We start from the raw sequence: 26342 nt of genomic DNA on the forward strand, positions 1-26342 counted from the left end.
TTTGTTTTTATTGTTTGTGAGGATTAGCCGGTATTGGAACAGTACCGGCTTTTTTTATTTAGTTTATGCATAAATCTAATAACTTAGTACGCACCTCTTAATTAAGCAACTATGAAAAATATTTGGTTTGCAGCAGTTTTAGCTGGATTACTGACTAGCTGCAACGAAAATTCCCGACAGGTAGGCCAAGCAGAAACCGATGCTCAGAAGAACCGCTTTCCCGCTGAAGTAATAGCCGCCCTAACTCAAATAGATACTACTGATTTATTAAAGCATACCAGCATATTGGCTTCAGACGCCTTTGAAGGTCGTGCCCCCGGTACTCCCGGTGAGGACTCTACCGTAACTTACCTGACACGACAGTTTACCCGTTTGGGCTTACAACCTGGTAACCCGGATGGCACTTACATTCAAAATGTTCCTCTAGTGGGGTATACCTCCCTGCCGACGGCTTCTTTTACGGCCGGAAATATAAAAATAAACTTACAACCGGCTACCAATTATGTGGCCACATCCCGCCAATTTATCCCGGATATTAAAGTCACTAACTCCGATATGGTATTTGTAGGGTATGGCATTGTAGCCCCTGAATACGGCTGGGATGATTATAAAGGATTGGATGTAAAAGGCAAAACCATTGTGATGCTGATTAACGATCCGCAGATTCCCGACCCGCAGGATACTTCTAAACTTGATCAAAAAATGTTCAACGGCCGGGCCATGACTTACTACGGCCGCTGGACTTACAAATACGAAATAGCAGCCCAGAAAGGAGCGGCAGCGGCCATTATTATCCATGAAACCGGACCGGCTGGGTATCCTTTTGAAGTAGTATCGGGTAGCTGGAGCAGTGAAAATTTTGACATTAACAACGAAAACAAAAATATGGACCGCGCTAAGGTGGAGTCCTGGATTTCATTGGATAAAGCCAAAGAATTATTTGCAGCTACCGGTAAAGATTTTGATACCCTTAAAAAACAGGCGCAAAATAAATCCTTTAAACCCGTTCCTTTAGGTGCTAAAGCTAATTTTACAATCAAAAATAAGCTACGCGAAATTCAATCCCGAAATATTATTGCTAAACTGGAAGGCTCCGATCCACAACTTAAAAATGAGTATGTTATTTACTCTGCCCATTGGGACCATTTAGGAAAAGACCCGCAACTAAAAGGTGATAATATTTTTAATGGCGCCATAGATAATGCTACCGGTACAGCCGGATTACTAGAACTAGCACAAGCCTTTACCAGCTTGCCCCAGAAACCTAAACGTTCGGTTTTGTTCCTGGCTGTTACCGGCGAAGAACAAGGCTTATTGGGTTCCAAGCATTATGCCACGCATCCCCTTTACCCACTAAATAAAACGTTGGCCAATATTAATATGGATGCTTTAAATGGGTTTGGCCGGACCAAAGATATTGTGGTTGTGGGTTACGGCAACTCTACCTTGGATGACTTATTAGCCAAAGCAGCCGCTACCCAAAACCGCAGAATTGCTCCTGAGCCAACCCCGGAAAAAGGATTCTTTTACCGCTCCGACCACTTTGAATTTGCAAAAGAAGGGGTACCTGCCTTATATGCAGAATCAGGAACAGAATCAGTAGACAAGGGCGCTGATTATATGGAAAAGAAAGCCGCTGAATATACTGAAAACAATTACCACAAAGTAACCGACGAAGTAAACCCAGATTGGGATTTATCGGGTGCGGTAGAAGATTTACAGCTTTACTTTATGGTTGGCTATGACGTGTTGCAGGGAAATAAATGGCCGCAATGGAAACCAGGCACCGAGTTTAAAGCCAAACGCTAACAGATGCTGCAATAAGGTAGTTAAAAAATAAAGCCTGAGTTTACTTAACTCAGGCTTTATTTTTAGGCATTTAATAGGCACTTGCCCGGGCTAACTTTTCAATGGTGGCATTATCCAGTTTAAGCTCCGCCGCCTTAATTAAAGATTGCAATTGCCCTAAACTGGTGGCACTGGCAATAGGCGCGGTTATGCTGGGACGGGCAATTAACCAGGCCAGCGAAACACTTGCCGGATCGGAGTTATAATCTTCGGCAACCTCGTCTAAGGCCTGTAATATCCGGAAACCTCGTTCATTTAAATATTTTTTAACCCCTCCACCCCGCTGGCTTTTGCTTAAGTCGTTCTCGGAGCGGTATTTACCGGTTAAAAATCCACTTGCTAAGGAAAAGTAACTAATCACACCAATGTTATTCTCCAGGCAAAGCGGTTCCAGTTCTTTTTCGTATTCTTCCCGGTCGTACAGATTGTATTCTGGCTGTAAAGTTTCGTAACGCGGCAATCCTGTTTGGCTTAATTCAATTGCCTGGTTTAACCGCTCAGGACTAAAATTAGAAGCACCAATAGCCCGTACTTTGCCTTCTTTTATGAGTTGGGCGTATGCCTCCAGAGTTTCTTCTATAGGTGTATCCAAGTCATCGTAGTGCGATTGATACAAATCAATATAATCTGTTCGCAGGCGTTGCAACGACTCTTCCACTGCCTGGAGTATATAGTGCTTTTTAAGAACCTTGTGGCCCTGCCCCATGTCGCTGCCTACTTTGGTCGCAATTATTATTTTATCGCGGTTGCTCCGCTGCTTTACCCAATTTCCTATTATGGTTTCGGACTCGCCGCCTTTGTTTCCCGGCACCCAGGAAGAGTAAGAATTAGCCGTATCTATGAAATTAAAACCAGCCTCTATAAAAGCATCTAATAAGGTAAAAGAATTTGCTTCATCTACTGTCCAGCCAAAAACATTGCCTCCAAATGCCAGAGGTGCTACTTCTAAACCAGAATTTCCTAACTTTCTTTTTTCCATTTAAATTTAATTTTGGAGTTTAGTTAACACCATACCTGCTACTTACAAGAAAGTTTCGTTTGATAATTTGGCTGGCGCCACCAATTATAATCTTAGGTAATAAACTTATATTCAGGGCACTATAAGCAAAAAACCTCCTCTTTTAAGGGAGGAGGTTCAATATTGTTTACCAGAAATTTTAAAATGATTACATCCAGTACTCTTAATACAAAACTAATTTGTATTAACGCTCGAAGGATAAGCGTTGCCCCATCTGCGCCTCGTTAAACTCACCGTTTGCATAAGCTAAATGGCCGGAAACAAATGTATGGGTTACTACTGAATAAAAGGTCTTGCCTTCAAAAGGCGACCAGCCACATTTGTAAAGCACATTTTCTTTAGATACGGTTTGTTCTTTGTCTAAATCTACCAAAACTAAATCAGCCCAATAACCTTCGCGTAAATATCCGCGCCCTTCTATCTGGAAACAAATAGCTGGTGCATGGCTCATTTTTTCTACCACCCGCTCTAAAGAAATTTTTCCTTCTTTAAAAAACTCCAGCATTACCGGCAATGCATGCTGTACCAAAGGCAAACCCGAAGGAGCTTTCTTATATAAATTCTGCTTTTCTTCCCAGGTATGCGGGGCATGGTCGGTAGCAATTATATCTAACTTATTGTCTAGTAAGGCGGCTAGCAGAGCTGCTTTATGCCGCTTTTCTTTGATAGCCGGATTACATTTAATTTGAGCACCTAATGTTGCATAATCATCTTTATCAAAATAAAGATGATGCACACAAACTTCCGATGTAATTCTTTTTTCCGCCAGCGGAATATCGTTACGGAATAATTCTAGTTCTTCTTCCGTAGAAATATGCAGAATATGTAACCGCGTATTATTTTCTTTGGCTAAAGCAATTGCCATGTTTGAAGATTTATAACAAGCTTCTTCGTCCCGAATTTCCGGGTGGCAATGCATAGGAATATCCTCCCCGTATTTCTCGTCGTATATTTTTTGGTTCCGCCGAATGGTTTCCTCATCCTCACAATGTACCGCAATCAACATAGGTGCTTCCCGGAATATCCGCCCCAGGGTTTCCTGGTTATCTACCAGCATATTACCGGTAGAAGAGCCCATAAATATTTTGATACCACAAACGGTTTTAGGATCAGTTTTCAACACCTCCTCCAGGTTATCGTTGGTGGCACCCATAAAGAAGGAGTGGTTGGCTAAGGAGGTGCTGGCCCCAACCGCATATTTATCCGCCAGTAATTCCTGGGTAGTAGCATTGGGTACGGTATTAGGCATTTCCATAAAAGTAGTAACCCCACCTGCTACCGCTGCCCGCGATTCTGTAAAAATATTAGCTTTATGTGTTAACCCTGGCTCCCGGAAATGCACCTGATCGTCAATTACTCCAGGTAATAAATATTTTCCGGTAGCATCTATTACCTCATCAGCAGGCAAATCTATACTGGGAGCAATACGTTCTATCCGCCCATTTCTTACATAAACATCACTGGCAAATATTTGGCCTTCGTTTACTAATTGCGCGTTTTTGATGAGGTAGGTTTTCATTTCTGAGTATCTGAATTTTAATGGTTAACGACAAGGATTATTTAATATATACTCCTTAAAAAATAAGTCCAAAAGGCAAAGCACGGAAAGAAGTAGTAACAAAACAAGTTTAAACCTAACGGCTTAGCGCTAAAAACGTACCTTTGTATAAAATAATACCAGCATGGCCACAACTTTTGAAGATTTTAAATTAAATAAACAATTACTTAATGCCGTTACCGAGGCCGGCTTCACTACTCCTACGCCGGTGCAGGAGAAAACTATACCGTTGGCTTTAGCCGGGCACGATGTATTAGGTATTGCCCAGACCGGTACCGGTAAAACAGCAGCTTATGTATTACCGCTGCTCATGAAGGTTAAATTTGCTCAGGGCACAAATCCACGCGCTTTAATCCTGTGCCCTACCCGGGAACTTGCTATGCAAATAGAAGAAAACATTAAGGTGTTAGGCAAATATACTGACATTCGTTTTTTATCGATTTATGGAGGTGTTGGGCCCAAAACTCAGATTGAACACATTAAAAAAGGGATTGATATATTAATAGCTACACCAGGCCGCCTGATGGAAGTATACCTGAAAGGCGATTTGGTTTTGAAAGAGCTTAAAACATTAGTACTGGACGAAGCGGACAAAATGATGGACATGGGATTCATGCCTCAAATTCGCCGGATATTAGAAGTTATTCCGCGTAAGCGTCAGAACCTGTTATTCTCAGCTACTATGCAGGAGCGGGTAGAAAAACTTTCCGAAGAGTTTCTGGAATTCCCCATGAAAATAGAAATAACCCCTTCGGCCACCCCGGTAGAAACCGTGTCGCAGGTACTTTACGAGGTGCCTAACCTGCCAACCAAAATAAACCTGTTGGCCTATTTACTCCGCGACCAGGAGCAATTTACCCGGGTAATGATTTTTACCAAGAGCAAAAAAAATGCAGAAAATGTATTTAAGTTTCTGGAGAGAAAGATTCAGGGTGATGTTCGGGTAATTCATGGCAATAAAGGTCAGAACACCCGCATAAATGCTATGGAAGCTTTCAAAAGTGGGGAGGTGCGCTTTTTAGTGGCTACAGATGTGGCTGCCCGTGGTATAGATATTTCGGATGTGAGCCACGTAATTAATTTTGATGTACCTATGATCTATGAAGATTATGTGCACCGGATTGGTCGTACAGGGCGGGCATTAAAAGAAGGAGCTTCTATAACATTTGCAAATGAAGCCGAAATGCATCATATCCGCGAAATAGAGAAAATCATAAAGATGCAGATTCCGCAGGCAACATTTCCGGAAGAAATAACCGTAGCTACAACTGGTTTTGAAGAGAAACAAGACATTGCTAAAGAAATAGATAACCAGAAACGGAAAGCCGACCCTAACTTTAAAGGTGCTTTTCATGATAAAAAAGAAACACTGCGTGAAGGGGTAATAGATAAACGTACTGGCCGACCATTTGAAGAGAAAAAACCAACTAAAATCCGTGGCTTCCGCAGAAATAAATCTTAATTTTTTATCAAATAGCTAATTTATGTTGCTGAAGACCTTGAAAGGCAAGGGTTTTCAAAAAGTTATTCTGATGCCAGCCTGATCCTGCATAAAAAGAAGAGGTGGAGTTATCTTATTGGTTATAGATAAACTCCACCTCTTTTTTTTATAATTAAAGTACCTTTAACTTCTCTTCGGAAAACGATCTCCCATCTGCCGGTCCACCATCCAATAAGGATAAATTTTATCAGGTTGGCTTACTGCTCTTAGTTCTTCCAGCTCAACAGTTGTCAGATCAAAGGTGGTAGAATGAATATTAGATTTTAGTTGGCTTGGTGTTTTTGCGCCAATAATGGTACTGGTTACACCTTTTTGCTGCCGTACCCAGGCCAAAGCCACTTCCGCCGCCGAAACATCATAATTTTTACCTATCCGGATGAGCACATCAATAATGTCATAAGCACGTTCTTTATTGATGATAGGAAAATCAAAATTATCTCGACGGGATTGTCCCCCGGTATTGCTTTGCTCCCGGGTAAACTTACCAGATAAAAATCCGCCGGCTAAAGGGCTCCAAGGCATAAAGCCAATATTTTCTTCCAGCGCTACCGGAATTAAATCATATTCGGCTTCGCGGTTAGCCGCTGAATAAAAATACTGCATGGCAATAAACTCGTGCCATCCCTGTTTACGTGCAATACCCAACGCTTTCATTACCATCCAGGCTGGCCAATTACAAACCCCTATATAACGTACTTTCCCGCTTACTACTACATCATGTAAGGTATGCACTACCTGTTCAACTGAGGTTGCTAAATCAACACCGTGCACGTATAATAAATCAATATGATCTGTTTGTAATCGCTGCAGGCTTTCTTCTACCTGCTGGAAAATGTGGTAACGGGACAATCCTAACTGATTTACGCCCTGACCCATGCGTCCTCTAACTTTGGTGGCTATAAATAAACTGTTACGGGCAATACCCATGTCTTTTAAGCTTTGGCCAAGTAACCGCTCAGATTCACCAAAAGAATACATATTAGCTGTATCAAAGAAATTTATTCCGGCATCTACTGCCGTTTTCATTAACTCGTTTACTTCGGTTTGCTCTTGCTGGCCAATAAGCTCCCACATACCACCCTTGCCTTTTCCTCCAAAAGTCATGGCTCCAAAACACAGCTCCGATACCAGCACACCAGTATCAGCCAATAAATTATAATTCATAGTTTAATGGTTAAGGTTAGAGATAGAGAGGCAAGAATACAGATTATTTAGAACAAGTAATAAAAAAATAGCACTTTTTATTTATGTAGCAAAGGCAGAAAAATATGACCTAACTTAGCTAGCATAAAAGTAAAAACACAACCCCACAGCACAGCACTCCAAAGCATGTTTAATAAAATGGTACGCTGAGGAGCGCCTAATACCGTTGCCACTACTGTACCAATAATAGGGCTTAAAAGTACAGGTGTTAAGAAGGCAATGCCGGTGATGCCAAACCGCTGCCAAATACGAACGATATTGCGGCTTTTTTTATTAAAGATGGGTTTTTGCTTTAAACGGCGCTGCTGCACATACCAATTAGACAGGATACATCCTACTCCGGAAAAAATAAAAACACTGGTCATCATACCAGTAACTGACAAGGCTAAAGTAGCTAAAAATGGTAATCCCATGGAGACTCCGGCTAATGGCCCTCCAAAAAATTTAACCATACTTAGTAAAAAAACAGAAAGGTATTTAAAAATTTCAGATGCTATCATTTGCACTATTTCTATACTCTAAATATCGTAAAACTAATCCAGAGCAGTATACATTTACGTAATAAAACTTACGTGCAGATTTATTAATACTTAAATATTAACAGGTTAACAAAAATTTAACAGAAACTAAAGTTTGGACCCAAAGGCTAAATCACCGGCATCGCCTAAACCAGGTACTATATAGGCATGCTCATTTAGCTTTTCATCCAATGCCCCTAACCAGATTCGGGCGTCGGGTAACTCCGCCTGAATATGCGCCACTCCTTCGGGGCTAGCAATAGCTGCCGCAATATGTACCTGCCGGGGCGTACCAAACCGTAACATGGCTTTGTAAGTAAGCGCCAGCGATTTACCGGTGGCTAACATGGGGTCTACTAATAATAACACTTTATTATCTAAGGAAGGGCCAGCCAAATAATCTACATTAACTGAAATATCAGAGGAGGCCTCGATACGGTAAGCCGCTACAAACGCACTTGGGGCGCCATCGAAATAATTTAGGAAGCCTTGGTGAAAAGGTAAACCAGCCCGCAGAACCGTAGCCAGTACCGGATAATCTGCCAGCACCTTTTCTTCTGTAGAAGCCAATGGCGTTTGTATTATTTCCGTTTTATAATCAAGCTCGGCAGATATTTTATAGGCTAATATTTCTCCCAGTCTTTCTAAATTACGTCTAAACCGCATACTATCTTTTTGGACAGTGACATCCCTTAGTTCAGCAATAAAGTGATTGGCCACGGAAGGTTCCTGATTAAGAATATAAGTCATTTGTTTAGCCATTTAATATATAAGTAACTATTTTTTTGCTTAAAGATATATACGGTACAGCAAGAGCCCCAATGTTGCTTAACTTTTTTGGCAAACCTTACATACTGTAGCTTTTAAAAACCTAAATTCTGGTTTGGAGTACTAGTTTGTATTTTAAGTTTTTAACTACTTACTTTCCTTTTTATTTGAACCCAGATGCTACTATGAAATACGTATTACCCCTGCTTTTCCTGCTTTTTGTATTACCCTTTACGGTTTATAGCCAAAGTACCTTTGTTCCTTTAGACCGGGAAGTTTACCACCTGATAGATCGTTTCCAAATAAAGCACGGTGAAAAGGTGCCCCAGCTCCATACCGGTATCCGGCCCTACCGGCGGCAAGATGTTGCTAACTTAGCCGCAGCCGTTTCTCCGGATTCTGTTACCTTATCCCAAGCTGATAGTTTTAACCGAACCTATTTGCTAAATGATAACTGGAATTACAGTACTGAAGCGCCACAAGAGGAGAATAAACCTTTTCTAAAACATTTTTATAAAAACAAAGCCGACTTTTTTCATGCTAAAGGAGAAGATTTCAATATTCGAATTAACCCTGTTATTCATTTTCAACTGGGTGCCGATACCGACTCCAGCGGTTTACGTTATGTAAATACCCGTGGGGCACAAATAGAAGGCAACATTAGCAATAAATTAGGGTTTTATACCTTTTTTACTGAAAACCAGGTAAGATTTCCGGATTACGTAAATGAACGCATTGCCCGAGACACCATTGTACCCAACGAAGGGTATTACAAACCTTTCAAAACAGGTGGTTACGACTTTTTTACGGCCCGTGGCTACATAAACTATGGCGTTACCAAAAACATAAATGTTCAGTTTGGCCACGACAGAAATTTTATTGGCAATGGCTATCGTTCCCTGGTACTCTCCGACTATTCAGCCCCCTATTTCTTCCTGAAAGTTAATACGCAGTTCTGGAAAATTCATTACATGAATTTATTCTCAGAAATGAATGCTGATTTTGACTTTAGAGATCAGTTGTACCCCAAAAAGTATTTTGCTTACCACCATTTAAGTATCAATATTACCCCGGCCATAAACATAGGGTTATTTGAGTCTTTGGTATTTGCCCGGGGTAAAGGCCGATTTGAATTACAATACTTAAACCCCGTAATTTTTTACCGCAGCATAGAGCAACAATTAGGATCTGAAGACAACGCATTATTAGGTTTAGACTTTAAGGCCAATATAAAACGGCGTGGCCAGGTTTACGGCCAGTTAATACTGGATGAATTCTTATTAAGTGCGGTGCGGTCCCGTAACGGCTGGTGGGCCAACAAACAAGCCATTCAGTTAGGAGCAAAATATTTAGATGTGGCAGGTATTTCTAATTTAGACATTCAGGGAGAATTTAATTTTATTCGCCCTTACACCTACCAGCACGAAAACAGATTTACAAATTACCAGCACTACCAACAACCACTTGCCCACCCAGTGGGAGCAAACTTGTATGAATTTATTGGAGTGGTTAGGTACCAACCCATTGGCCGATTATTTCTAGCCGGGAAAGCCATTTATACTAAATATGGTTTAGATGAAGGTATATCCGGCTTAAACTGGGGTACTAATGTATTGAAAGATTATAACAGCCGGGTACAGGAATACGGCAACACGATAGCTCAGGGCAATACTACTTCGCTGCTGCACCTGGATTTTACAGCCTCCTGGCAAATTCGTCACAACATGTTTTTTGACCTGAAGCAAATAATTCGCCGTAGAGATAGTGATTTAGCGGCCTACACCAATAATACGGCAGTAAGTTCTGTTTCCTTTCGGTGGAACATTCCGCAACGTATACATGAATTCTAAGATAAAAAATGTATGTTAACAAACGCGGCAGGTTAGGTAAAACCTGCCGCGTTTGTTTTTATTGTATCTTTGCAAGCAATCTAAAGCAATTGTCAGTATCAGGGGTAGTCAGAAGTGCAAAACTTTAATCCTGGCAATTGATTATTCTTATGAAAACTTATTTTCGGATATTAAGCTTTGCCAAACCCTTTGGTAAATATGTGCCAGGATATTTCATTTTTACCTTATTGGCAGTCATTTTTGGCTTACTTAATTTCTCTTTATTAATACCACTGCTTACAATTCTGTTTAACCAGGTTAATTCGCAGGAGGCAACCACTATGGTGCAAAAACCGGAATTTGCTTTCTCTGCTGAATATATTAAAGATTTCTTTTACTATTATTTTGGACGAATTATTTTAAACAACGGGCAGTTGGGTGCGCTTCGCTTTGTTTGTTTAATTCTTACAGGCTCCGTATTTCTTTCTAACCTATTTAAATATTTAGGATTACGGATTGAGGGAGCTGTCCGGGCCCAGGTTGTCCGGAATCTGCGGATGCAGGTTTATGAGCGCATTACAGAATTACATATCGCTTTTTTTTCTAATCAGCGTAAAGGCGATGTAATGTCTACTTTAACAAACGATGTACAGGAAGTAGAAAACTCGGTGGTAAGTACCCTTAATGTGCTTTTCCGGGAGCCTTTTATGTTATTTGGCTTATTTTTTCTTTTGCTTAAAATGTCGCCGCAACTAACCTTGTTTAGCTTATTGGTTTTACCAATTTCAGGTTTAATAATTTCCCGCATATCCAAATCCTTAAAAAGAAGGGCTGTACAAGGGCAATCTTCGCTGGGTAGCATCTTAAGTATTATTGATGAAACACTGGGAGGCATGCGTGTAATAAAAGGATTTAATGCACAACCTTACATCAAAGAGAAATTTAAACAGCAAAACGATTATTACGCCCGCATTATTAATTCTATTACCAATAAGCGCAGCCTGGCCTCCCCTATTTCAGAATTTTTAGGTGTTTCTATTGTAGCTTGTATTTTATACTATGGCGGCTCTTTAGTATTAAGCGGCGAATCAGAACTACAGCCGGAAGAATTTATTGGTTATTTAGTGCTTTTTTCGCAGGTACTGGTTCCGGTAAAAAACATTTCTACTGCTTTCAGCAATATTCAGCGGGGTTTAGTAGCCGGTGATCGGGTGCTGTCTATTATTGATACCCAAGCTCAAATCAAAGATTCTGCCAATGCTACACCTTTACCGGCTTTCAACCATCAAATAGAATTTAAAAATGTTTCTTTTGCTTATGAGAGCGAAACCGTTTTAAAAAATATTAACCTTATTATACCTAAAGGGAAAACCATTGCCTTGGTAGGACCTTCCGGAGGAGGAAAATCTACATTAGCAGATCTTTTACCTCGATTTTATGACCCAACTGCCGGCGCTATTTTACTAGATGGGCATGACATCCGGGAGTACACCCTGGAGTCGTTGCGGGCTCAAATGGGAATTGTTACCCAGGAGTCTATCTTATTTAATGACACTATTTTCAATAACATTGCCTTCAACAAAACCGATGCTACCGAAGAACAAGTAATAGCGGCCGCCAAAATTGCTAATGCCCACGAGTTTATTATGCAAAGTCCGGAAGGCTATCAGACCTTTATCGGAGACCGGGGCGGAAAACTATCGGGCGGGCAGCGCCAACGCATCAGCATTGCCCGGGCTATTCTTAAAAATCCACCCCTTTTAATCTTGGATGAAGCTACTTCAGCGCTGGACACGGAATCAGAAAAGCTGGTACAGGAAGCCCTAATCAACCTTATGAAAAACCGGACCTCCATTGTTATTGCTCACCGATTAAGCACCATACAACACGCCGACGAAATTGTTGTGTTGCAGAAAGGCATGGTTTTAGAACGAGGAACCCATGAAGCCCTATTGGTCCAAAACGGATTATATACTAAATTAAATAAGATGCAGATTACGACATCAGTAATTGATTAAGATTAGATTACTCCAGGCCAGATCTCTGGATTAATGGGCTGCTAAAATTTCTTTGTTCAAGCAGGTTCCTTAATTGGTTTCTGTTTTATCTAGTTCTGAAAGTTTACGTACAAAAACCTGAATATTTAATAATTAATATACATAGATATGGAAGGTGTAAAAAAATTTGTAAACATTTTAGTAATGATATACCTGGTTGCCGCAGCCCTTATTTATTTAGGTATACTAAATGTTGGCCAGGCTAGCAATCCAGATTTCTATACCACCTTTTTTATGGTTGGCGGTATATTAATGCTAATTGAGTTACTTGCAGAAAACTTATACATCGTTAGCTTAAAAAGAGGCCATGTACAAACCCAGCAAAAAATCAATGAATTGAAAGCTAGTTTATACGACCAGCAACAAGAAGTTCAGGAAATTAAAAAAAGACATGCAGATGAATTAGCCGCCACTTTTTCATTGAAAGATACCAGCTATGCTACCAAGGATACCAGCTCTACTCCTTTTTCGGAACCAGCATTGGGTGCGCCCACAGGCACAAATCCTATACCGCCCATGGCAACTCCGATAACGGAACCCTATCCTAATGTAATAATAACGCCTAGCCCAACTCCCGGCATACAAAATCCGGAACGCCGGCTACCTCAAAATTCCGACTCCTAAAATTTTTATGAACGATTCCTCCAATATAATTCTGGCTGAGTTGATTGAAGCCCAAAACGTACTGACTCAATTTTTAAATAATGCTGATAACTTAAACAAAATAGCCGAAGCAGCCACTCTAATGGCCGATTCGGTTAAAGCCGGCGGCAAAATTTTATCGTGCGGCAATGGCGGCTCCATGTGTGATGCCATGCATTTTGCCGAAGAGCTTACGGGCAGATACCGCGATGACCGGAGAGCCATACCAGCCATTGCAATTGCCGATGGCAGCCACATGAGCTGCGTTAGCAATGATTACGGGTACGATCATGTGTTCTCTAGGTATGTAGAGGCCTTGGGTAATTCCGGGGATGTTTTACTAGCCATCAGTACCAGCGGCAATTCGGCTAATGTATTGAAAGCGGCTGAAGTAGCCCGAAGCAAAGGAGCAAAAATAGTAAGCCTGACGGGCAAAGACGGAGGGAAATTGGCCGCTATAAGTGATGTAGAAATCCGGGCACCTCATTTTGGTTATGCGGATCGTATTCAGGAAATCCATATTAAGGTAATCCATATTCTGATTTTATTAATAGAAAAGGCCCTGGCAGACCAGGCTTAATACTTCCTGCATTTACAAAGGAATTTATTGCCTAGCCTTATTGTTCGTACTCCAATCATTCTTTAAACCAATACGTCTGATATGCTTACAAAAACTTTTGGCAGCGCCGTACATGGAGTTAATGCCTATACCATTACCATAGAAGTAAACGTAACTCCCGGCACCCGGTATTATTTAGTTGGGTTACCCGATAATGCGGTAAAGGAAAGTGAGCAACGGATAGAGTCGGCTTTAAAAGAAAATGGCCTTCGCATGCCCCGCCAGAAGGTATTAGTAAATATGGCTCCCGCTGATATTAGAAAAGAGGGCTCAGCGTATGATTTACCTATTGCACTTGGCATACTGGCCGCCTCTGACCAGATGCAGGGTGAAAGATTAGCCCAATACATAATTATGGGAGAACTTTCGCTGGATGGCATATTACGCCCTATAAAAGGTGTATTACCCATTGCAATACAAGCACGTAAAGAAGGTTTTAAAGGGATAATACTGCCCGAGGAAAATGCGCATGAGGCAGCAATTGTTAATAAACTAGACGTAATTGGTGTTTCTAATATCCGGCAGGCCATCGACTTTTTTAATGGCCACATAGATATCAAGCCCTTACAAATAGATACCCGGGAGATTTTCCAGAACACTGTAAATCAATACCAAGCTGATTTTGCGGATGTCCAGGGGCAGGAAAATATTAAACGAGCTTTGGAAATAGCTGCTGCCGGTGGCCATAATGTGATCATGATTGGCCCTCCAGGTGCTGGCAAAACCATGCTGGCAAAAAGGCTTCCATCTATTCTGCCGCCCTTAACTATGCAAGAGGCATTGGAAACAACCAAAATTCATTCGGTAGCCGGTAAACTAGGCACTGCCGCAGGCTTATTAGCTACCCGGCCTTATCGTTCACCGCATCATACTATTTCTGATGTGGCTTTGGTAGGCGGAGGCGGTGTTCCCCAACCTGGCGAAATATCGCTTGCCCATAATGGAGTTTTGTTTATGGATGAATTGCCAGAATTTAAGCGCACGGTATTGGAGGTAATGCGACAGCCTTTAGAAGAACGACGCGTAAGTATTTCGCGGGCAAAACAAACCATCGATTTTCCTGCCAACTTTATGCTGATCGCCAGCATGAACCCGTGCCCCTGCGGCTATTACAACCATCCGGAAAAAGATTGTGTTTGCGGACCCGGCATGGTACAACGGTATTTAAATAAAGTAAGTGGTCCATTATTAGATCGCATTGACCTGCACGTAGAGGTCACTCCGGTAACTTTCGACCAAATGACAGAAACCCGTCGGTCAGAAAGCAGCGAAGCTATTCGGGAAAGGGTAATACAAGCCCGTCAAATTCAGGAAGACCGCTTTAAAGACTTTGATGAAATTCACTCCAATGCCATGATGCCTTCGCAAATGGTAAAAGATATCTGTGAAATAAATGCTGCCGGCAAAACTTTATTAAAAACAGCTATGGAACGGTTAGGACTTTCGGCCCGCGCCTACGACCGTATATTAAAAGTAAGCCGTACTATTGCCGATTTAGCCGGTAGTACTGAGATCAAAATAGAACACCTGGCAGAAGCCATTCAATACCGTAGCTTAGACCGGGAAGGCTGGGCAGGTTAAGGTTATATTTTAAATCCTAGCCTATAAGAAATAACATCTGCCCGAAATACATCATGTAGTTTCAAATCAGCTGCCAGGAACATATTTTTATGAATATAATAACGTGTTTCCAGGAGCTGATAAAACGCGGCATCTGCTTTATAAGGTCGATAGAGATAATAGCCTACTTGGGAGCCAAGGGCTAATTTTCCAAAGTTAAGCTCATGCCCTATATGTAAGGCTACTCTTTTTATATCCGGAGTAGTACCGGCCCTTACCCGTGGGTCCCATTGACGACGGGGATAAAGCGATTTATCATAAAACCCTTCTAAACCCAATATTGTTGTACTTTTATGGTTTAACCGGCGGTGCCAGGCTAAGGCCATTGAGGTTACAGAATAGGTATTTACATCAAATTCGTTTCGTTGCTTAGTCCCAAAACTACTACTGAAGGCAAAAAAATTACGCTGTTCTACAGGACGCTCCTCTTGCTTGACAGGTATATAAGATGATGATCTATCAAAATTAAGGCCTACCGTACCAGTGGCTATATTAACCCCCAAATTTGGTTTAGAATTACCTCCGTTAGAATAATGGTTTACACCAAAACCTGTTACCAAAGCAAGTCCCCGATTTAGCTTATACTCATACTCCAAACGGAACTGGATTACAGCATTAACATGGGCACTAATAATATTATTAGTCGGATTTTCCTGCCGGTCATATTTATTTGTAAGATAAGCTAATCCAGAACCAAACCTGAAATTTAATTGCCCTTTCTGAAAATACGCTACAGGCAAATTCAAATAAACACTACCGGCAAAAGACCGGCCAATAACCGGGTTATTGTAATCAAAATATATAAAGGAGGTTCCTATTCTAGGGTAGCGATAAAGTTGGTGCCAATATTTGTTGCCAGTAGTTTGGCTCTGTATATTAACTTCTATACCAGTTGGGTGCGTAGCAGACAGGTGCCTGATGTTGGGCGAATGGATAATAATAGTACCAGGCTGATAGGCAACGCCAACTATAGCGGGCTGATGATTTTGCGCAACTAAAGGTTGGTGTATAACATAACAAATAAAAACTAACGTGAGCAAGCGGTAAAAAGCCATTTGTACAAGTTATGGATCTGATTAATCTGAAATATAGGAAACATCAATATTAACTATTTACTTCCTGAAGGTTAACAAGTTGTAGAATAACAAAATATTACAATTACATAAATTGTACTTTTCTTAAAAAATTATTGCACCCTGTGTAATTTTATACCCATTATGTAACATATTGCTTGTATCACGTATAGAAACGCAAATTCAAATGTTAATAAAATACAAATTTGAATAAAAGTAAATATTTAATTAATCTTTATAAAACTATGAAAAAATTATTCTTTTTATTAATAGCAGGTTTAAGTGCAACTTTTGCACAAGCTCAATCATCCCCAAAAATCGGATTTAAAATTGGTGCTAACTACTCTAATATTTCAGGTGACTTACAACACCAGAATATTTACAGCAACAAGTTAGGTTTTGTGGGTGGTATTACCACAAGCTTTCCACTAGCTTCTGATGGTTTTATTTCCATTAATCCGGAAATTCTTTTTTCTCAAAAAGGTTATCAGTACCGCGATGAGGAATTTACTAACACCTCTGGACAAAGAATTAAAATGAAAGGTGATGTAGGATATAACTATATTGATGTACCAGTACTTTTAAAAGTTAAAGCGGGTGGTTTATTCTTCGAAGGTGGTCCACTGGGATCTTATTTACTAGGCATTAAAGATAACGTCGAAACGAAGGTTAATGACCAAAGCTTTGAAAGAACCACTACAGTAAGCAAAAATGGCTTAACTAAGTTTGAAGTAGGATATGCTGCCGGTGTTGGCTATATGCTTCCTGTTGGGGTAAGCTTAGGTGTTCGTTATAATGGCAGCATCAGCCGTCTTGCTAACGACAATAACAATAACAACTTAATGAACGCCCGTCATTCATTATTCCAGGCATCTTTAGGTTATACTTTAGGTGGCAAATAATTAACTGTAACCATTTACAAAAAGACCTTGCCTGGTAATTTAAGCAAGGTCTTTTTTTTGCAGCTCCTATTTTTATTTGCTGCTACCAATTGAATACTAGTTTACCTGTTGCTCTTATTTTATTGTTGCTTTTTATTGTTGCTTGTAAAGTATTGTACTAGCCTTTGTGGGAGCGGGTTAAAAAGAAAAGGCTGCCTTATAGGCAGCCTTTTCTTTTTCAATTACTTATTCTTCATCGTTTTCATCGCCATCCTCCCCAGGCTGCGAGGCTGATGTTGGTTCGTCCGTAATCACGTCCAGCAATTTATTAACTTCTACTGCCTTCTCCGCTTCGTTCAGTTTTTCAAAAGAAAGAGCTAAATTACGTAATGCCCGTTTTACAATATCTAAATTAGAACAAGGTTCATAAAAAATATCAACCGGGTTAAGATTAAGCTGTAGGATATAATTATCAATATCGCCTTTAGACAACATTAATCCTTTATTGTAGACATTAATGTAGAACTGCAAATTGTCCTGTTTGTAAGTAAGGACAAATAAGTTAGGCAAATTTACTCCAAAGATCGGCAGGTTAAGCTTTTGTGCAATGGTCAAATAAATAACACATAAGGTAAGCGGGTTGCCTCGTTTCGTTTCCAAAGCCAGGTGCAACATAGAATTTGCCGGTGAATGGAAATTTTTGGTATTGGCTGAGAACTTATAAAGCTTAAACAATACATGATTCAGGGCTTTTATTTGATCATACGGATGCATATCGGGTTTAACATGCAACCAGGCTTCATAATAAATCTGATCCAAGGTTTTGTTTATATTCTCAATGGAGGCATCCGGGTATTGATAAGTATTTACTAACCACATCCCTTCAATCAAATTCTCAGCTCCGCTTTCTTTCCAGGCTTTAAGCTTACTGGTAAGGCCGTCATACTGCAATTTATGAATCAGCTCCTCAATCTTTTTCTGTACTTCCGGGTTCAGGCTTTCTTCCCACTCTTCTTCCAGAAAAGGAATTATAGGTTCTCCTAAGGATACTATTTTTTCCTCTACATGCGATGCAATGTTTTCATCTTCATCTTCCAGTAAGGAAATTAATGCCTTTATCTCTTTATTTGTCACTATCTTAAATAAAAGTTTACAATTATAATTTATGAGCGGAGAATACAACTAGGTCGTTCTTCCTATAAAATATATTGTTAATGCTATCAAAGTTATTCCTACAATTATTTATATGCAGAAAGTATTGCCAAATTTCTAAATTTTAAATTCTAAATTCTAATTTATTTAATGCCCCCGGCACCCTTTTCCTAAACATTCTTTTACTCCAGGTAATAAAATTACGCTGAAGCCTCCGCTGAAATTGGATTTCTAATATTCAGTTTTACCTGTAATAAACTCACCTTGTACCTGGCAGTTTTATTTACTACTTATGGACCCAGCTACACCATAACTCTATGGAATAAAAAATCCGCATGAAGCGGATTAATTATTATAGCTTTAATTAGAATCAGAGAAAAGACACCACTATTTATCTACTTCATTTACCACGCCCGTATTTTCTACTGTATTGGCATTTTTTACTTTAGTAGCTGTTTTTACATTTTCAGCTTTATTTACTTTTGTTCCTCCCCCTATTAAAGAGAAATGTACATAACGTTTCGGATTCGCTTTAAAATCTTTCAGAAGGGCATTCAGGCTCTCGGTAGAAGCATTCATATTGGCATACAAAGAATCATCATTCATTAATTTACCAACTGTTCCGTTATTCTGGTTAAACTTATTAATAGCATTTTGTGCCTCTAAAACAGTAGCATTCAGCTCACGGACCGTAGCATTAATAGGTGTGGTTTTTAATGAATCAGTAATTTGGGTAAGGTTGGTAGCTAATTTATCAAACTTATGTTCTGTTACATTTAATGCCGCACTAAGCTCCGCCATATTTGAGGTAATAGCATTTATATTTCTTTGATTAGATAATAACATGCTCCTAACCATTTCGGTAGTAGCCTGGGTATTAAGAATAGTAGCCCGTATGCTTTTTTTAGCATCTTCATTGAAAAAGGCATTTAATTTAAGTAAAGTAGAATCTACTTTGCCTAAAACGGGCATAGCCTTAGCCGTTAACATATCAGTTAAACTCTGCTGCACATAGGATATTAAAGTTTCGCCGCCTTGATATTCTTTTGAATTGGGGCGCACATATAAGGTAATGGCTTTGCCACCTAATAAATCACTGCTGGCTAAGGTAGCAATAGTAGAATCGCCTATTGGAATTTCCTTATTTATATTTAAGGCAACTTTAATACGGTGCTTTGGTTCGGGCATAATTTGCATATTCTCCACCAAACCCACATGAACGCCATTTAAAATAACCGGACTCGAGACTGTTAAGCCATCAACATTCTCGTAAATAACATAAAACTTCCTGGTAGAAGTGAAAAAATCGGTTCCTTTCAAGAAAAGATAACCGAAATATAGGGATCCAAGTGCAACTACACCTAGCAGAGCAACTTTTACTTCTTTGGATATTCTCACGTAAGTAGGGTCAAAAGATTGTTTTAATTCATGGCTTCGAGTTCTTGCTTATACTCTTTAAAAGCCTTGTATATACCTGTTGCAATATACGATTGCCCGGATTTATCGTTTAGATATTTTTCTTCTGCCGGATTAGTAAGAAAACCTATTTCAATTAAGGCACTTGGCATGGCTGATTTCCATAGCACAATGAAACCTGCCTGTTTTACCCCGCGGCTATTTCGGCCTAAGGTATTTTTAAAATAATGCTGTACTTTCTGCGCAAACCGCAAACTATTATCCATGTAAGCGCTCTGGTACAAACTCATTAATATATGACTTTGAGGAGACCTTGGATCAAAGCCATCATAATTTTTCTGGTAATTATCTTCCTTTAAAATAACCGAGTTCTCCCGGTTAGCTACCTGTAAATTACTGTTGGTTTTATGTAAACCCATGGTATAGGTTTCGGTGCCAAAGGCAGTAGAAGGCCCTGAGTTACAATGGATAGAAATAAATAGATCAGCACCATTCTTATTAGCTATCCCGGCCCGGTCGATTAACTCCACAAACGTGTTGGTTTTCCGGGTATAAACTACTTTTACATCCGGCAAATTGTGTTCTATTTCGTTCCCTAATTCCAAAGCTACTTTGAGGGCTACATCTGCTTCATGGGCAGAACCACCCCGGCAACCAATATCTTTCCCCCCGTGTCCGGCATCAATGACCACTGTCCGGACCTTTCCGTCTTTGCTTCCGGAAGGTTGAAAACTACTGATTATAAAAAAGATGAGGAGGAAAGAAAAGCAAACAATATTTTTCACAACATTCGTTTCTTTAGTGCTAATCATATTAACTTTGCAAAAATATATAAAATTTACGTTTATTCTGAAAAGATTACCATCCGCCTTGAGGATTTTACTGTTGTTGCAAGTGGTATGGCTTTCTGGATCTGGGGTCTTTGCTCAAAATACCACCAGACCTGTTACACCCCCAACTGCTCCTACTATTACTAATAATCAGGCTGTTGTCCGGTTGCCTGCCGATAGCGCCAAAACCAGAAAAGACTCTATTCAGGGAGACATTACAACTACTATAAAATATTCTGCCAGAGACTCTATTGTTTTTGATGTAGCAAAAAAAGTAGTGAATATGTATGGCGACGCCAATATTAACTATGGCGACCTAACAATAAAGGCTGCTAAAACCATTATCAATTATAATACCAACCTTGTTTCTGCCTACGGCACCCAGGACTCTACGGGCAAAGCTATAGGAACTCCTGTTTTCAGGCAAGGTGCCGAAACCTACACGGCCACCCAGATGGATTATAATTTTAAAAGTAAAAAAGGGAAAATTAACGGAGTAGTAACCCGTCAGGGAGAAGGTTTCCTGCATGCAGAAATTGTTAAAAGAAATCCAGATGAAAGCATATTTGGTGCCCATGCCCGCTACACCACCTGTGATTTGCCCCACCCGCACTTTTATATAAATGCTCCTAAAATAAAAGCCATACCAGGCAAAAAAATATTTACGGGTCCTTTTAACCTCGTTTTTGCTGACATTCCTACGCCACTTGGCTTTTTATTTGGTTATTTCCCAACACCAAGCAAAAAACGAAGTACCGGGTCTTCAGGAGTAATAATTCCAACCTTTGGTGAAACCCGGCAAAGAGGCTTTTATTTACGACAAGGAGGTTATTATTTAGCTTTAAATGAATATATAGGTATGCAGTTGCTGGGCGATATCTATTCTTTTGGAAGCTGGGGGGCCTCATTCAACACCAATTACTCCAAACGCTATTCGTACCAAGGTAATTTTCGGGTTGATTATACTGCTTTTAAGTCACAAAACACCCCCACCAACAGTTTAATTGATGCTAATTCAACTTTTGCCCGGCAGGAACCCAAGTCATTCTGGATTAGCTGGAACCACTCGCCCGGAGCAAAACCAGGCGGAAAGTTCTCAGCAAGTGTGCGGGCAGGTAGTACTTTCTATAACCAACAAAATCAATTCAATAATCCGGCAGCGGCTTTATCGGGCTCGTTTAGTTCATCGGTACAATACCAATTTGCTAACCCTAATTCGCCGGTTACCTTTACCGTATCAGCTTTGCATGACCAAAATGTTAGCACCAAGGTCATGAACTTAACTTTGCCACAGGTAAACTTTGCTGTAAACCGCCAGTATCTGTTCCGGCCAATATTAGGGAGCAGTCCCAGAAACCCAATTCTTCAGAACCTGGCAGATATAGCTATTGCTTATAACATGACTGCCAGTAACCGCCTTACCAATAATATTACTGGTGGCTCTACTTTAAGCGGCGTAAATTTAATCGGAAGTCCGGCTGGAAACCGGGTTTTACCTATTAACCCGAATAACTTCGCCATGATCCTTAAGAATGGCCAGTTTGGAGCGCAGCACAACCTGCCAATAACTATGAACAGCATTCGGTTATTCAGGTATTTCAGTTTGTCTCCGGGTGTTTCTTATAGTGCCACCACATACTTAAAACAATTAAACTATACTTACATAAATGAAGCTAATGCTATCCGGATTGACACTCTTAACAAATTTAGTGTAGCGAGTGTGTATAGTGCCAATGCGAGTTTAACTACTCGTATTTATGGTATGGCTAATTTTAACGGAGAACGCTTAAAAGCTATCCGGCATCAGCTTACGCCCTTTGCCTCTTACAGCTACAGCCCTGATCTAGTCAATAAATACTCGCAGCCTGTACAATTAAGCGACATTGTAAACAGCACTACCGGTTATGTACCTACCCAATTTTTATCGAGGTACAACAATTTCCTGTTTGGCACACCAAGCGCTGGCCGCCAGAGTGTTGTTTCCTTTGGTATCCAGAATCAGGTAGAGGCAAAAATGAAACCAAAAGGTGATACAGCTTCTACCTTTGAAAAAGTGAGTTTGATTGACAACTTTAGTATTTCGGGTGGCTATAATTTTGCAGCGGATTCCTTCCAGTTACAACCCTTGAATGCCCAATTCAGAACCACTTTATTTAAAAGAGTAAACATATTTTCCAGCGCCAACCTGGACCCATACCAGGTTAATTCGCAGGGACGAAGATTAGACCGGTTAATGATAAACGAAAGTAGTTTAAGATTTGCCCGCCTTACTTCTGCTAACGTAAACGTTGACTTTGAATTGAATCCGGAAGCTATCCGGGGAAAGCGACAAGCTCCTACTACCAACCGCCCGTCGCTGGAAACGGATGTACGTTTGCAGGATCAATATGTAGACTTCAGTATACCGTGGACGCTCCGGTTAAATTTTCAAGGTAGCTATTTTGCAGCCACTACTCTGGGAGCCAGACCCAATGTAGCTAAGACAGTTGGTATTGATGGTTCTTTGAATTTAACTGAAAAATGGAAGATTCGGTACAGCTCTAATTATGACTTCCAAAATAAAACAATTGCCTATACCAGTGTTAATATAGATCGTGATCTGCATTGCTGGACTATGAGTATTATGTGGGTTCCTTTTGGACGATTCCAGTCTTACTCTATTAATATTAACGCCCGGGCCTCCATTCTTCGGGACTTAAAATTATCAAAACGTAATACTCCTTTCCAGCGATAATTTTGTTACTGGAATAAAACAGTTGAAATATATTTAAGAATTTAATCATAATTTTACGCCTCTTTTGCAACCAACTAAGAGGCGTTTTTTATTAAGAATACTTTTATAACCTGAATAAAATGTCTGTACAGAAAAAAGACATCAAGATAATTACCACGCACCAGTTGCAGGCCATGAAAGACCGGGGCGAAAAAATATCTATGCTTACGGCTTACGATTATTCCATGGCTTCTATTTTAGATGACGCCGGGGTAGATGTTTTATTAGTTGGTGATTCAGCCTCCAACGTAATGGCCGGCCACGAAACAACACTACCAATAACCCTGGACCAGATGATTTACCACGCTTCTTCCGTGGTAAGAGCTGTAAGACGAGCCTTTGTAGTGGTTGATATGCCTTTTGGTTCTTATCAGGGTAACTCTTCTGAAGCTTTACGGTCTGCTATTCGCATCATGAAAGAATCCGGTGCTCATGGTATTAAACTGGAAGGCGGCAGCGAGATCAAAGATTCAATCATCCGGATTCTCAGCGCCGGCGTACCGGTTATGGGCCATCTAGGACTTACACCTCAGTCCATTTACAAATTTGGCACTTACACGGTACGGGCTAAAGAAGAAGAAGAGGCCAATAAACTAATAGAAGACGCCATTTTGTTACAGGAATTAGGTTGCTTTGCCATTGTGTTGGAAAAGATTCCTTCATCCTTGGCTCAACGAGTGGCGTCGCAATTACACATACCCATAATTGGGATTGGAGCCGGCCCCCACGTAGACGGTCAGGTACTGGTAACGCACGATTTATTAGGTATCACCAAAGAGTTTAAACCTCGTTTCCTCCGCAGGTACGCCGATTTACATGACATCATGACCAATGCTGTTAGTAATTACGTGCAGGATGTAAAGGACCGGAACTTCCCTAATGAAGATGAAGCATATTAGTTTCGGAAGTTACTATCATTTATCCCTTCTATTGGATGCTTAAAGATTCAATAAAACACTTATAAACCAGATAGAGGAGAATGGAGAACTTTGTATTACAAGATCATCATATCTTGTATGAAGACAATCATCTGTTAGCTATTAATAAACCTTCGGGAATATTAGTACAAGGTGACGACACAGGTGATGTTCCACTTTCCGAATTAGCCAAAGACTATATAAGAACCAAATATAATAAGCCCGGTAATGTTTTCATGGGCGTTATACACCGCTTGGACCGACCTGTAAGCGGAGTGGTGCTATTGGCTAAAACTTCCAAAGCGCTTTCGCGCATGAATGAGTTATTCAGGAGTAACAAAACTAAGAAAACCTACCTGGCCATATCTGGAAAGCGTCCGCCTCATGCCAAAGATACATTGATTCATTGGTTAGTAAAAGATGATGCCCGGAACACCACCAAAGCCTTCGCCAAAGAAAATAAACAGGGGCTTCGGTCAGAGCTAAGTTATAACCTTCTCGCCACTCAAGCCGATTATAATTTATTTAAAGTTAATCCAGTAACAGGGCGCCCTCACCAAATACGGGTACAATTAGCCTCCCAGGGTTGCCCTATTACCGGTGATCTACGATACGGAGCTCCCACCCCTATGCCTGATAAAAGCATTTGCCTGCATGCTTTCCAATTGGAATTTGAGCACCCCATTCAAAAAACACTTCTTACTATTTCGGCGATGCCACCCAATAAGCAGCCCTGGCAAAACTTTACAAATGAAATTTCAATTTCTCTTAAATGAAAAAGATGATATTCATCAGTTTCCCAATATTTTTCAGGTAGGAATGCACGTTATAATTTAACATGTAGTAGTTTTGTGAACTTAAACCCTGGATTGCTGTTGTAGATGTAGTATTTCAGGTATATCAGACTAAATATTTTATTTTAATTCAAATAACCTAATGCCCATTCTAATATTTTTTGTAGCTCACTGGTACCTTTCTTTGTTTGTTCAAACATTTTACTTACATCGTTACGCGGCGCATAAAATGTTCACTATGAACAAATTCTGGGAGCGTTTTTTCTTCTTCCTGACATACGCTTCGCAAGGCTCTTCTTTTTTATCGCCCCGCGCCTATGCTGTATTACATCGGATGCACCACGCTTTTAGCGACACTGAACGTGATCCACATTCTCCGCATTTTTCAAACAATGCTTTTTCCATGATGTGGAAAACAAAAAATATTTACAATGATGTATTAAACAAAAGAGTTGAAACGGAAGCACGTTTTGAAGGCAACTATCCATTATGGGATGGGCTGGAAAAATTTGGCGATACTAAATTTTCCCGTTTAGGCTGGGGTACTCTTTACACCCTTTTTTATATTCAGTTTGCTACCCATTGGTGGATGTTCTTGTTATTACCATTACACTTTTTAATGGGCCCATTGCACGGAGCCATTGTAAACTGGAGTGGTCATAAATATGGCTATCAGAATTTTGACAACCATGACAAATCTAGAAATTCTTTATTCTTTGATTTTCTAACTGGTGGTGAATTGTTCCAGAACAACCATCATAAATTACCAAACCGGGTAAACTTCGGGGTAAAATGGTGGGAAGTTGATCCTACCTATCCTGTTATTTGGACACTTGATAAACTTAGAATCATACGTTTGAAAAAAGTACACGCTTAAACTTCCCAAACTAAACAACTTATTTTTATACAATATAAGATCTTACCAGGGCTCACCAGGTAAGATCTTTTTTTTGATTATTATTTTAAATTTACCAACCAAAAACCCTTACCAGCAGACTGGATGGTGTTAATAAGCATCCGCTTTTTTTCACCTAGAGTTTATCGCCTGCCTTGCTAAAGGCAGCAATTTTATAACATAAATCTTACTTTCAGTAGAAGACATTATTACCGCCATTGCAAACATGCTTGTACTATTTGTAAAAGCTCCTCTTTATTAGAGGCAAATAATTAACGGTATCAATGTATTAGCCAAACAGGATTATAAGTTTGTCTTATAAAACTAAAATCAGCAACTTTTTACCGATTTTATTTACCGTGTTTCATCTGACAGAGAAAATACACGGCTTCTTGAATTCAGCATCGTACTAAATCCATAAAGAACCTGC

Annotated in this window: 21 protein-coding genes; 12 read left to right on the top strand and 9 right to left on the bottom strand. The window is 40.1% G+C overall.

The window, feature by feature from the left end; all coding sequences use genetic code 11:
- Nucleotides 1–111: 111 nt before the first annotated feature.
- Entirely contained in the window at nt 112–1809 is a 1698-nt protein-coding gene (locus ADHAQ_RS0104335) for a M28 family metallopeptidase (RefSeq protein WP_034256573.1), read from the top strand.
- A 70-nt stretch (nt 1810–1879) separates the two neighbouring features.
- Here the strand turns inward: ADHAQ_RS0104335 and ADHAQ_RS0104340 are convergent, their stop codons facing one another.
- Nucleotides 1880–2827: an aldo/keto reductase gene (locus ADHAQ_RS0104340; RefSeq protein ID WP_026461892.1), complete on the bottom strand. Its 948-nt coding sequence runs from the start codon at nt 2825–2827 to the stop codon at nt 1880–1882.
- A 223-nt stretch (nt 2828–3050) separates the two neighbouring features.
- Nucleotides 3051–4385: a dihydroorotase gene (locus ADHAQ_RS0104345; RefSeq protein WP_026461893.1), complete on the bottom strand. Its 1335-nt coding sequence runs from the start codon at nt 4383–4385 to the stop codon at nt 3051–3053.
- Nucleotides 4386–4548: 163 nt separating this feature from the next.
- On the opposite strand from ADHAQ_RS0104345, the gene ADHAQ_RS24490 reads away from it, so the two are divergent.
- Nucleotides 4549–5886 carry a DEAD/DEAH box helicase gene (locus ADHAQ_RS24490; protein WP_034256574.1) on the top strand — a complete coding sequence of 446 codons (1338 nt, stop codon included), beginning with the start codon at nt 4549–4551 and terminating at the stop codon, nt 5884–5886.
- Between the two features lie 162 nt (nt 5887–6048).
- On the opposite strand, the gene ADHAQ_RS0104355 is transcribed toward ADHAQ_RS24490, so the two are convergent.
- The 3 genes from ADHAQ_RS0104355 to upp form a co-directional block, all read right to left on the bottom strand.
- Nucleotides 6049–7089, bottom strand: a complete 1041-nt coding sequence (locus tag ADHAQ_RS0104355; RefSeq protein WP_026461894.1) for an aldo/keto reductase — start codon at nt 7087–7089, stop codon at nt 6049–6051.
- 77 nt (nt 7090–7166) lie between these two features.
- On the bottom strand, nt 7167–7580 hold the full coding sequence (locus ADHAQ_RS0104360; protein ID WP_245590574.1) for a hypothetical protein: 414 nt from the start codon (nt 7578–7580) through the stop codon (nt 7167–7169).
- Between the two features lie 174 nt (nt 7581–7754).
- The gene (gene upp, locus ADHAQ_RS0104365) at nt 7755–8396 is read right to left on the bottom strand and encodes a uracil phosphoribosyltransferase (protein ID WP_034257111.1); all 642 of its coding nucleotides are present in this window, start codon (nt 8394–8396) and stop codon (nt 7755–7757) included.
- A gap of 203 nt (nt 8397–8599) precedes the next feature.
- Between upp and ADHAQ_RS0104370 the strand changes: the two genes are divergently transcribed.
- The 5 genes from ADHAQ_RS0104370 to ADHAQ_RS0104390 all read left to right on the top strand — a co-directional run bounded on the left by ADHAQ_RS0104370 (nt 8600) and on the right by ADHAQ_RS0104390 (nt 15142).
- Nucleotides 8600–10264 (top strand): hypothetical protein, encoded by a 1665-nt coding sequence (locus ADHAQ_RS0104370; protein ID WP_026461897.1) that lies wholly within the window; start codon nt 8600–8602, stop codon nt 10262–10264.
- A 149-nt stretch (nt 10265–10413) separates the two neighbouring features.
- On the top strand, nt 10414–12261 hold the full coding sequence (locus ADHAQ_RS0104375; RefSeq protein ID WP_034256577.1) for an ABC transporter ATP-binding protein: 1848 nt from the start codon (nt 10414–10416) through the stop codon (nt 12259–12261).
- Nucleotides 12262–12408: 147 nt separating this feature from the next.
- The gene (locus tag ADHAQ_RS0104380; RefSeq protein ID WP_026461899.1) at nt 12409–12924 is read left to right on the top strand and encodes a hypothetical protein; all 516 of its coding nucleotides are present in this window, start codon (nt 12409–12411) and stop codon (nt 12922–12924) included.
- Nucleotides 12925–12931: 7 nt separating this feature from the next.
- On the top strand, nt 12932–13522 hold the full coding sequence (lpcA, locus tag ADHAQ_RS0104385; RefSeq protein WP_026461900.1) for a D-sedoheptulose 7-phosphate isomerase: 591 nt from the start codon (nt 12932–12934) through the stop codon (nt 13520–13522).
- An 81-nt stretch (nt 13523–13603) separates the two neighbouring features.
- Nucleotides 13604–15142 (top strand): YifB family Mg chelatase-like AAA ATPase, encoded by a 1539-nt coding sequence (locus tag ADHAQ_RS0104390; protein WP_026461901.1) that lies wholly within the window; start codon nt 13604–13606, stop codon nt 15140–15142.
- 2 nt (nt 15143–15144) lie between these two features.
- Here ADHAQ_RS0104390 and ADHAQ_RS0104395 read toward each other — a convergent pair whose 3' ends face one another.
- On the bottom strand, nt 15145–16236 hold the full coding sequence (locus ADHAQ_RS0104395) for an acyloxyacyl hydrolase (RefSeq protein ID WP_026461902.1): 1092 nt from the start codon (nt 16234–16236) through the stop codon (nt 15145–15147).
- A 263-nt stretch (nt 16237–16499) separates the two neighbouring features.
- Between ADHAQ_RS0104395 and ADHAQ_RS0104400 the strand changes: the two genes are divergently transcribed.
- Nucleotides 16500–17156 (top strand): porin family protein, encoded by a 657-nt coding sequence (locus tag ADHAQ_RS0104400; RefSeq protein WP_026461903.1) that lies wholly within the window; start codon nt 16500–16502, stop codon nt 17154–17156.
- Nucleotides 17157–17381: 225 nt separating this feature from the next.
- Here the strand turns inward: ADHAQ_RS0104400 and ADHAQ_RS24495 are convergent, their stop codons facing one another.
- The 3 genes from ADHAQ_RS24495 to ADHAQ_RS0104415 all read right to left on the bottom strand — a co-directional run bounded on the left by ADHAQ_RS24495 (nt 17382) and on the right by ADHAQ_RS0104415 (nt 20515).
- On the bottom strand, nt 17382–18269 hold the full coding sequence (locus ADHAQ_RS24495; RefSeq protein ID WP_051359703.1) for a transglutaminase-like domain-containing protein: 888 nt from the start codon (nt 18267–18269) through the stop codon (nt 17382–17384).
- Between the two features lie 405 nt (nt 18270–18674).
- On the bottom strand, nt 18675–19685 hold the full coding sequence (locus ADHAQ_RS24500) for an MlaD family protein (protein ID WP_051359704.1): 1011 nt from the start codon (nt 19683–19685) through the stop codon (nt 18675–18677).
- A gap of 23 nt (nt 19686–19708) precedes the next feature.
- On the bottom strand, nt 19709–20515 hold the full coding sequence (locus ADHAQ_RS0104415) for an N-acetylmuramoyl-L-alanine amidase family protein (protein ID WP_157433340.1): 807 nt from the start codon (nt 20513–20515) through the stop codon (nt 19709–19711).
- 7 nt (nt 20516–20522) lie between these two features.
- On the opposite strand from ADHAQ_RS0104415, the gene ADHAQ_RS0104420 reads away from it, so the two are divergent.
- The 4 genes from ADHAQ_RS0104420 (at nt 20523) to ADHAQ_RS0104435 (ending at nt 25894) form a co-directional block, all read left to right on the top strand.
- Nucleotides 20523–23267 (top strand): putative LPS assembly protein LptD, encoded by a 2745-nt coding sequence (locus tag ADHAQ_RS0104420; RefSeq protein WP_157433341.1) that lies wholly within the window; start codon nt 20523–20525, stop codon nt 23265–23267.
- A 119-nt stretch (nt 23268–23386) separates the two neighbouring features.
- Nucleotides 23387–24205: a 3-methyl-2-oxobutanoate hydroxymethyltransferase gene (gene panB, locus ADHAQ_RS0104425; RefSeq protein WP_026461906.1), complete on the top strand. Its 819-nt coding sequence runs from the start codon at nt 23387–23389 to the stop codon at nt 24203–24205.
- Between the two features lie 80 nt (nt 24206–24285).
- Nucleotides 24286–24999, top strand: coding sequence for an RluA family pseudouridine synthase (locus tag ADHAQ_RS0104430; RefSeq protein WP_026461907.1), 714 nt, complete (start codon nt 24286–24288; stop codon nt 24997–24999).
- A 160-nt stretch (nt 25000–25159) separates the two neighbouring features.
- Entirely contained in the window at nt 25160–25894 is a 735-nt protein-coding gene (locus ADHAQ_RS0104435) for an acyl-CoA desaturase (protein ID WP_026461908.1), read from the top strand.
- Nucleotides 25895–26342: the final 448 nt, after the last annotated feature.

It is taken from the genome of Adhaeribacter aquaticus DSM 16391 (assembly GCF_000473365.1).
Classification (GTDB): Bacteria; Bacteroidota; Bacteroidia; order Cytophagales; family Hymenobacteraceae; genus Adhaeribacter; species Adhaeribacter aquaticus.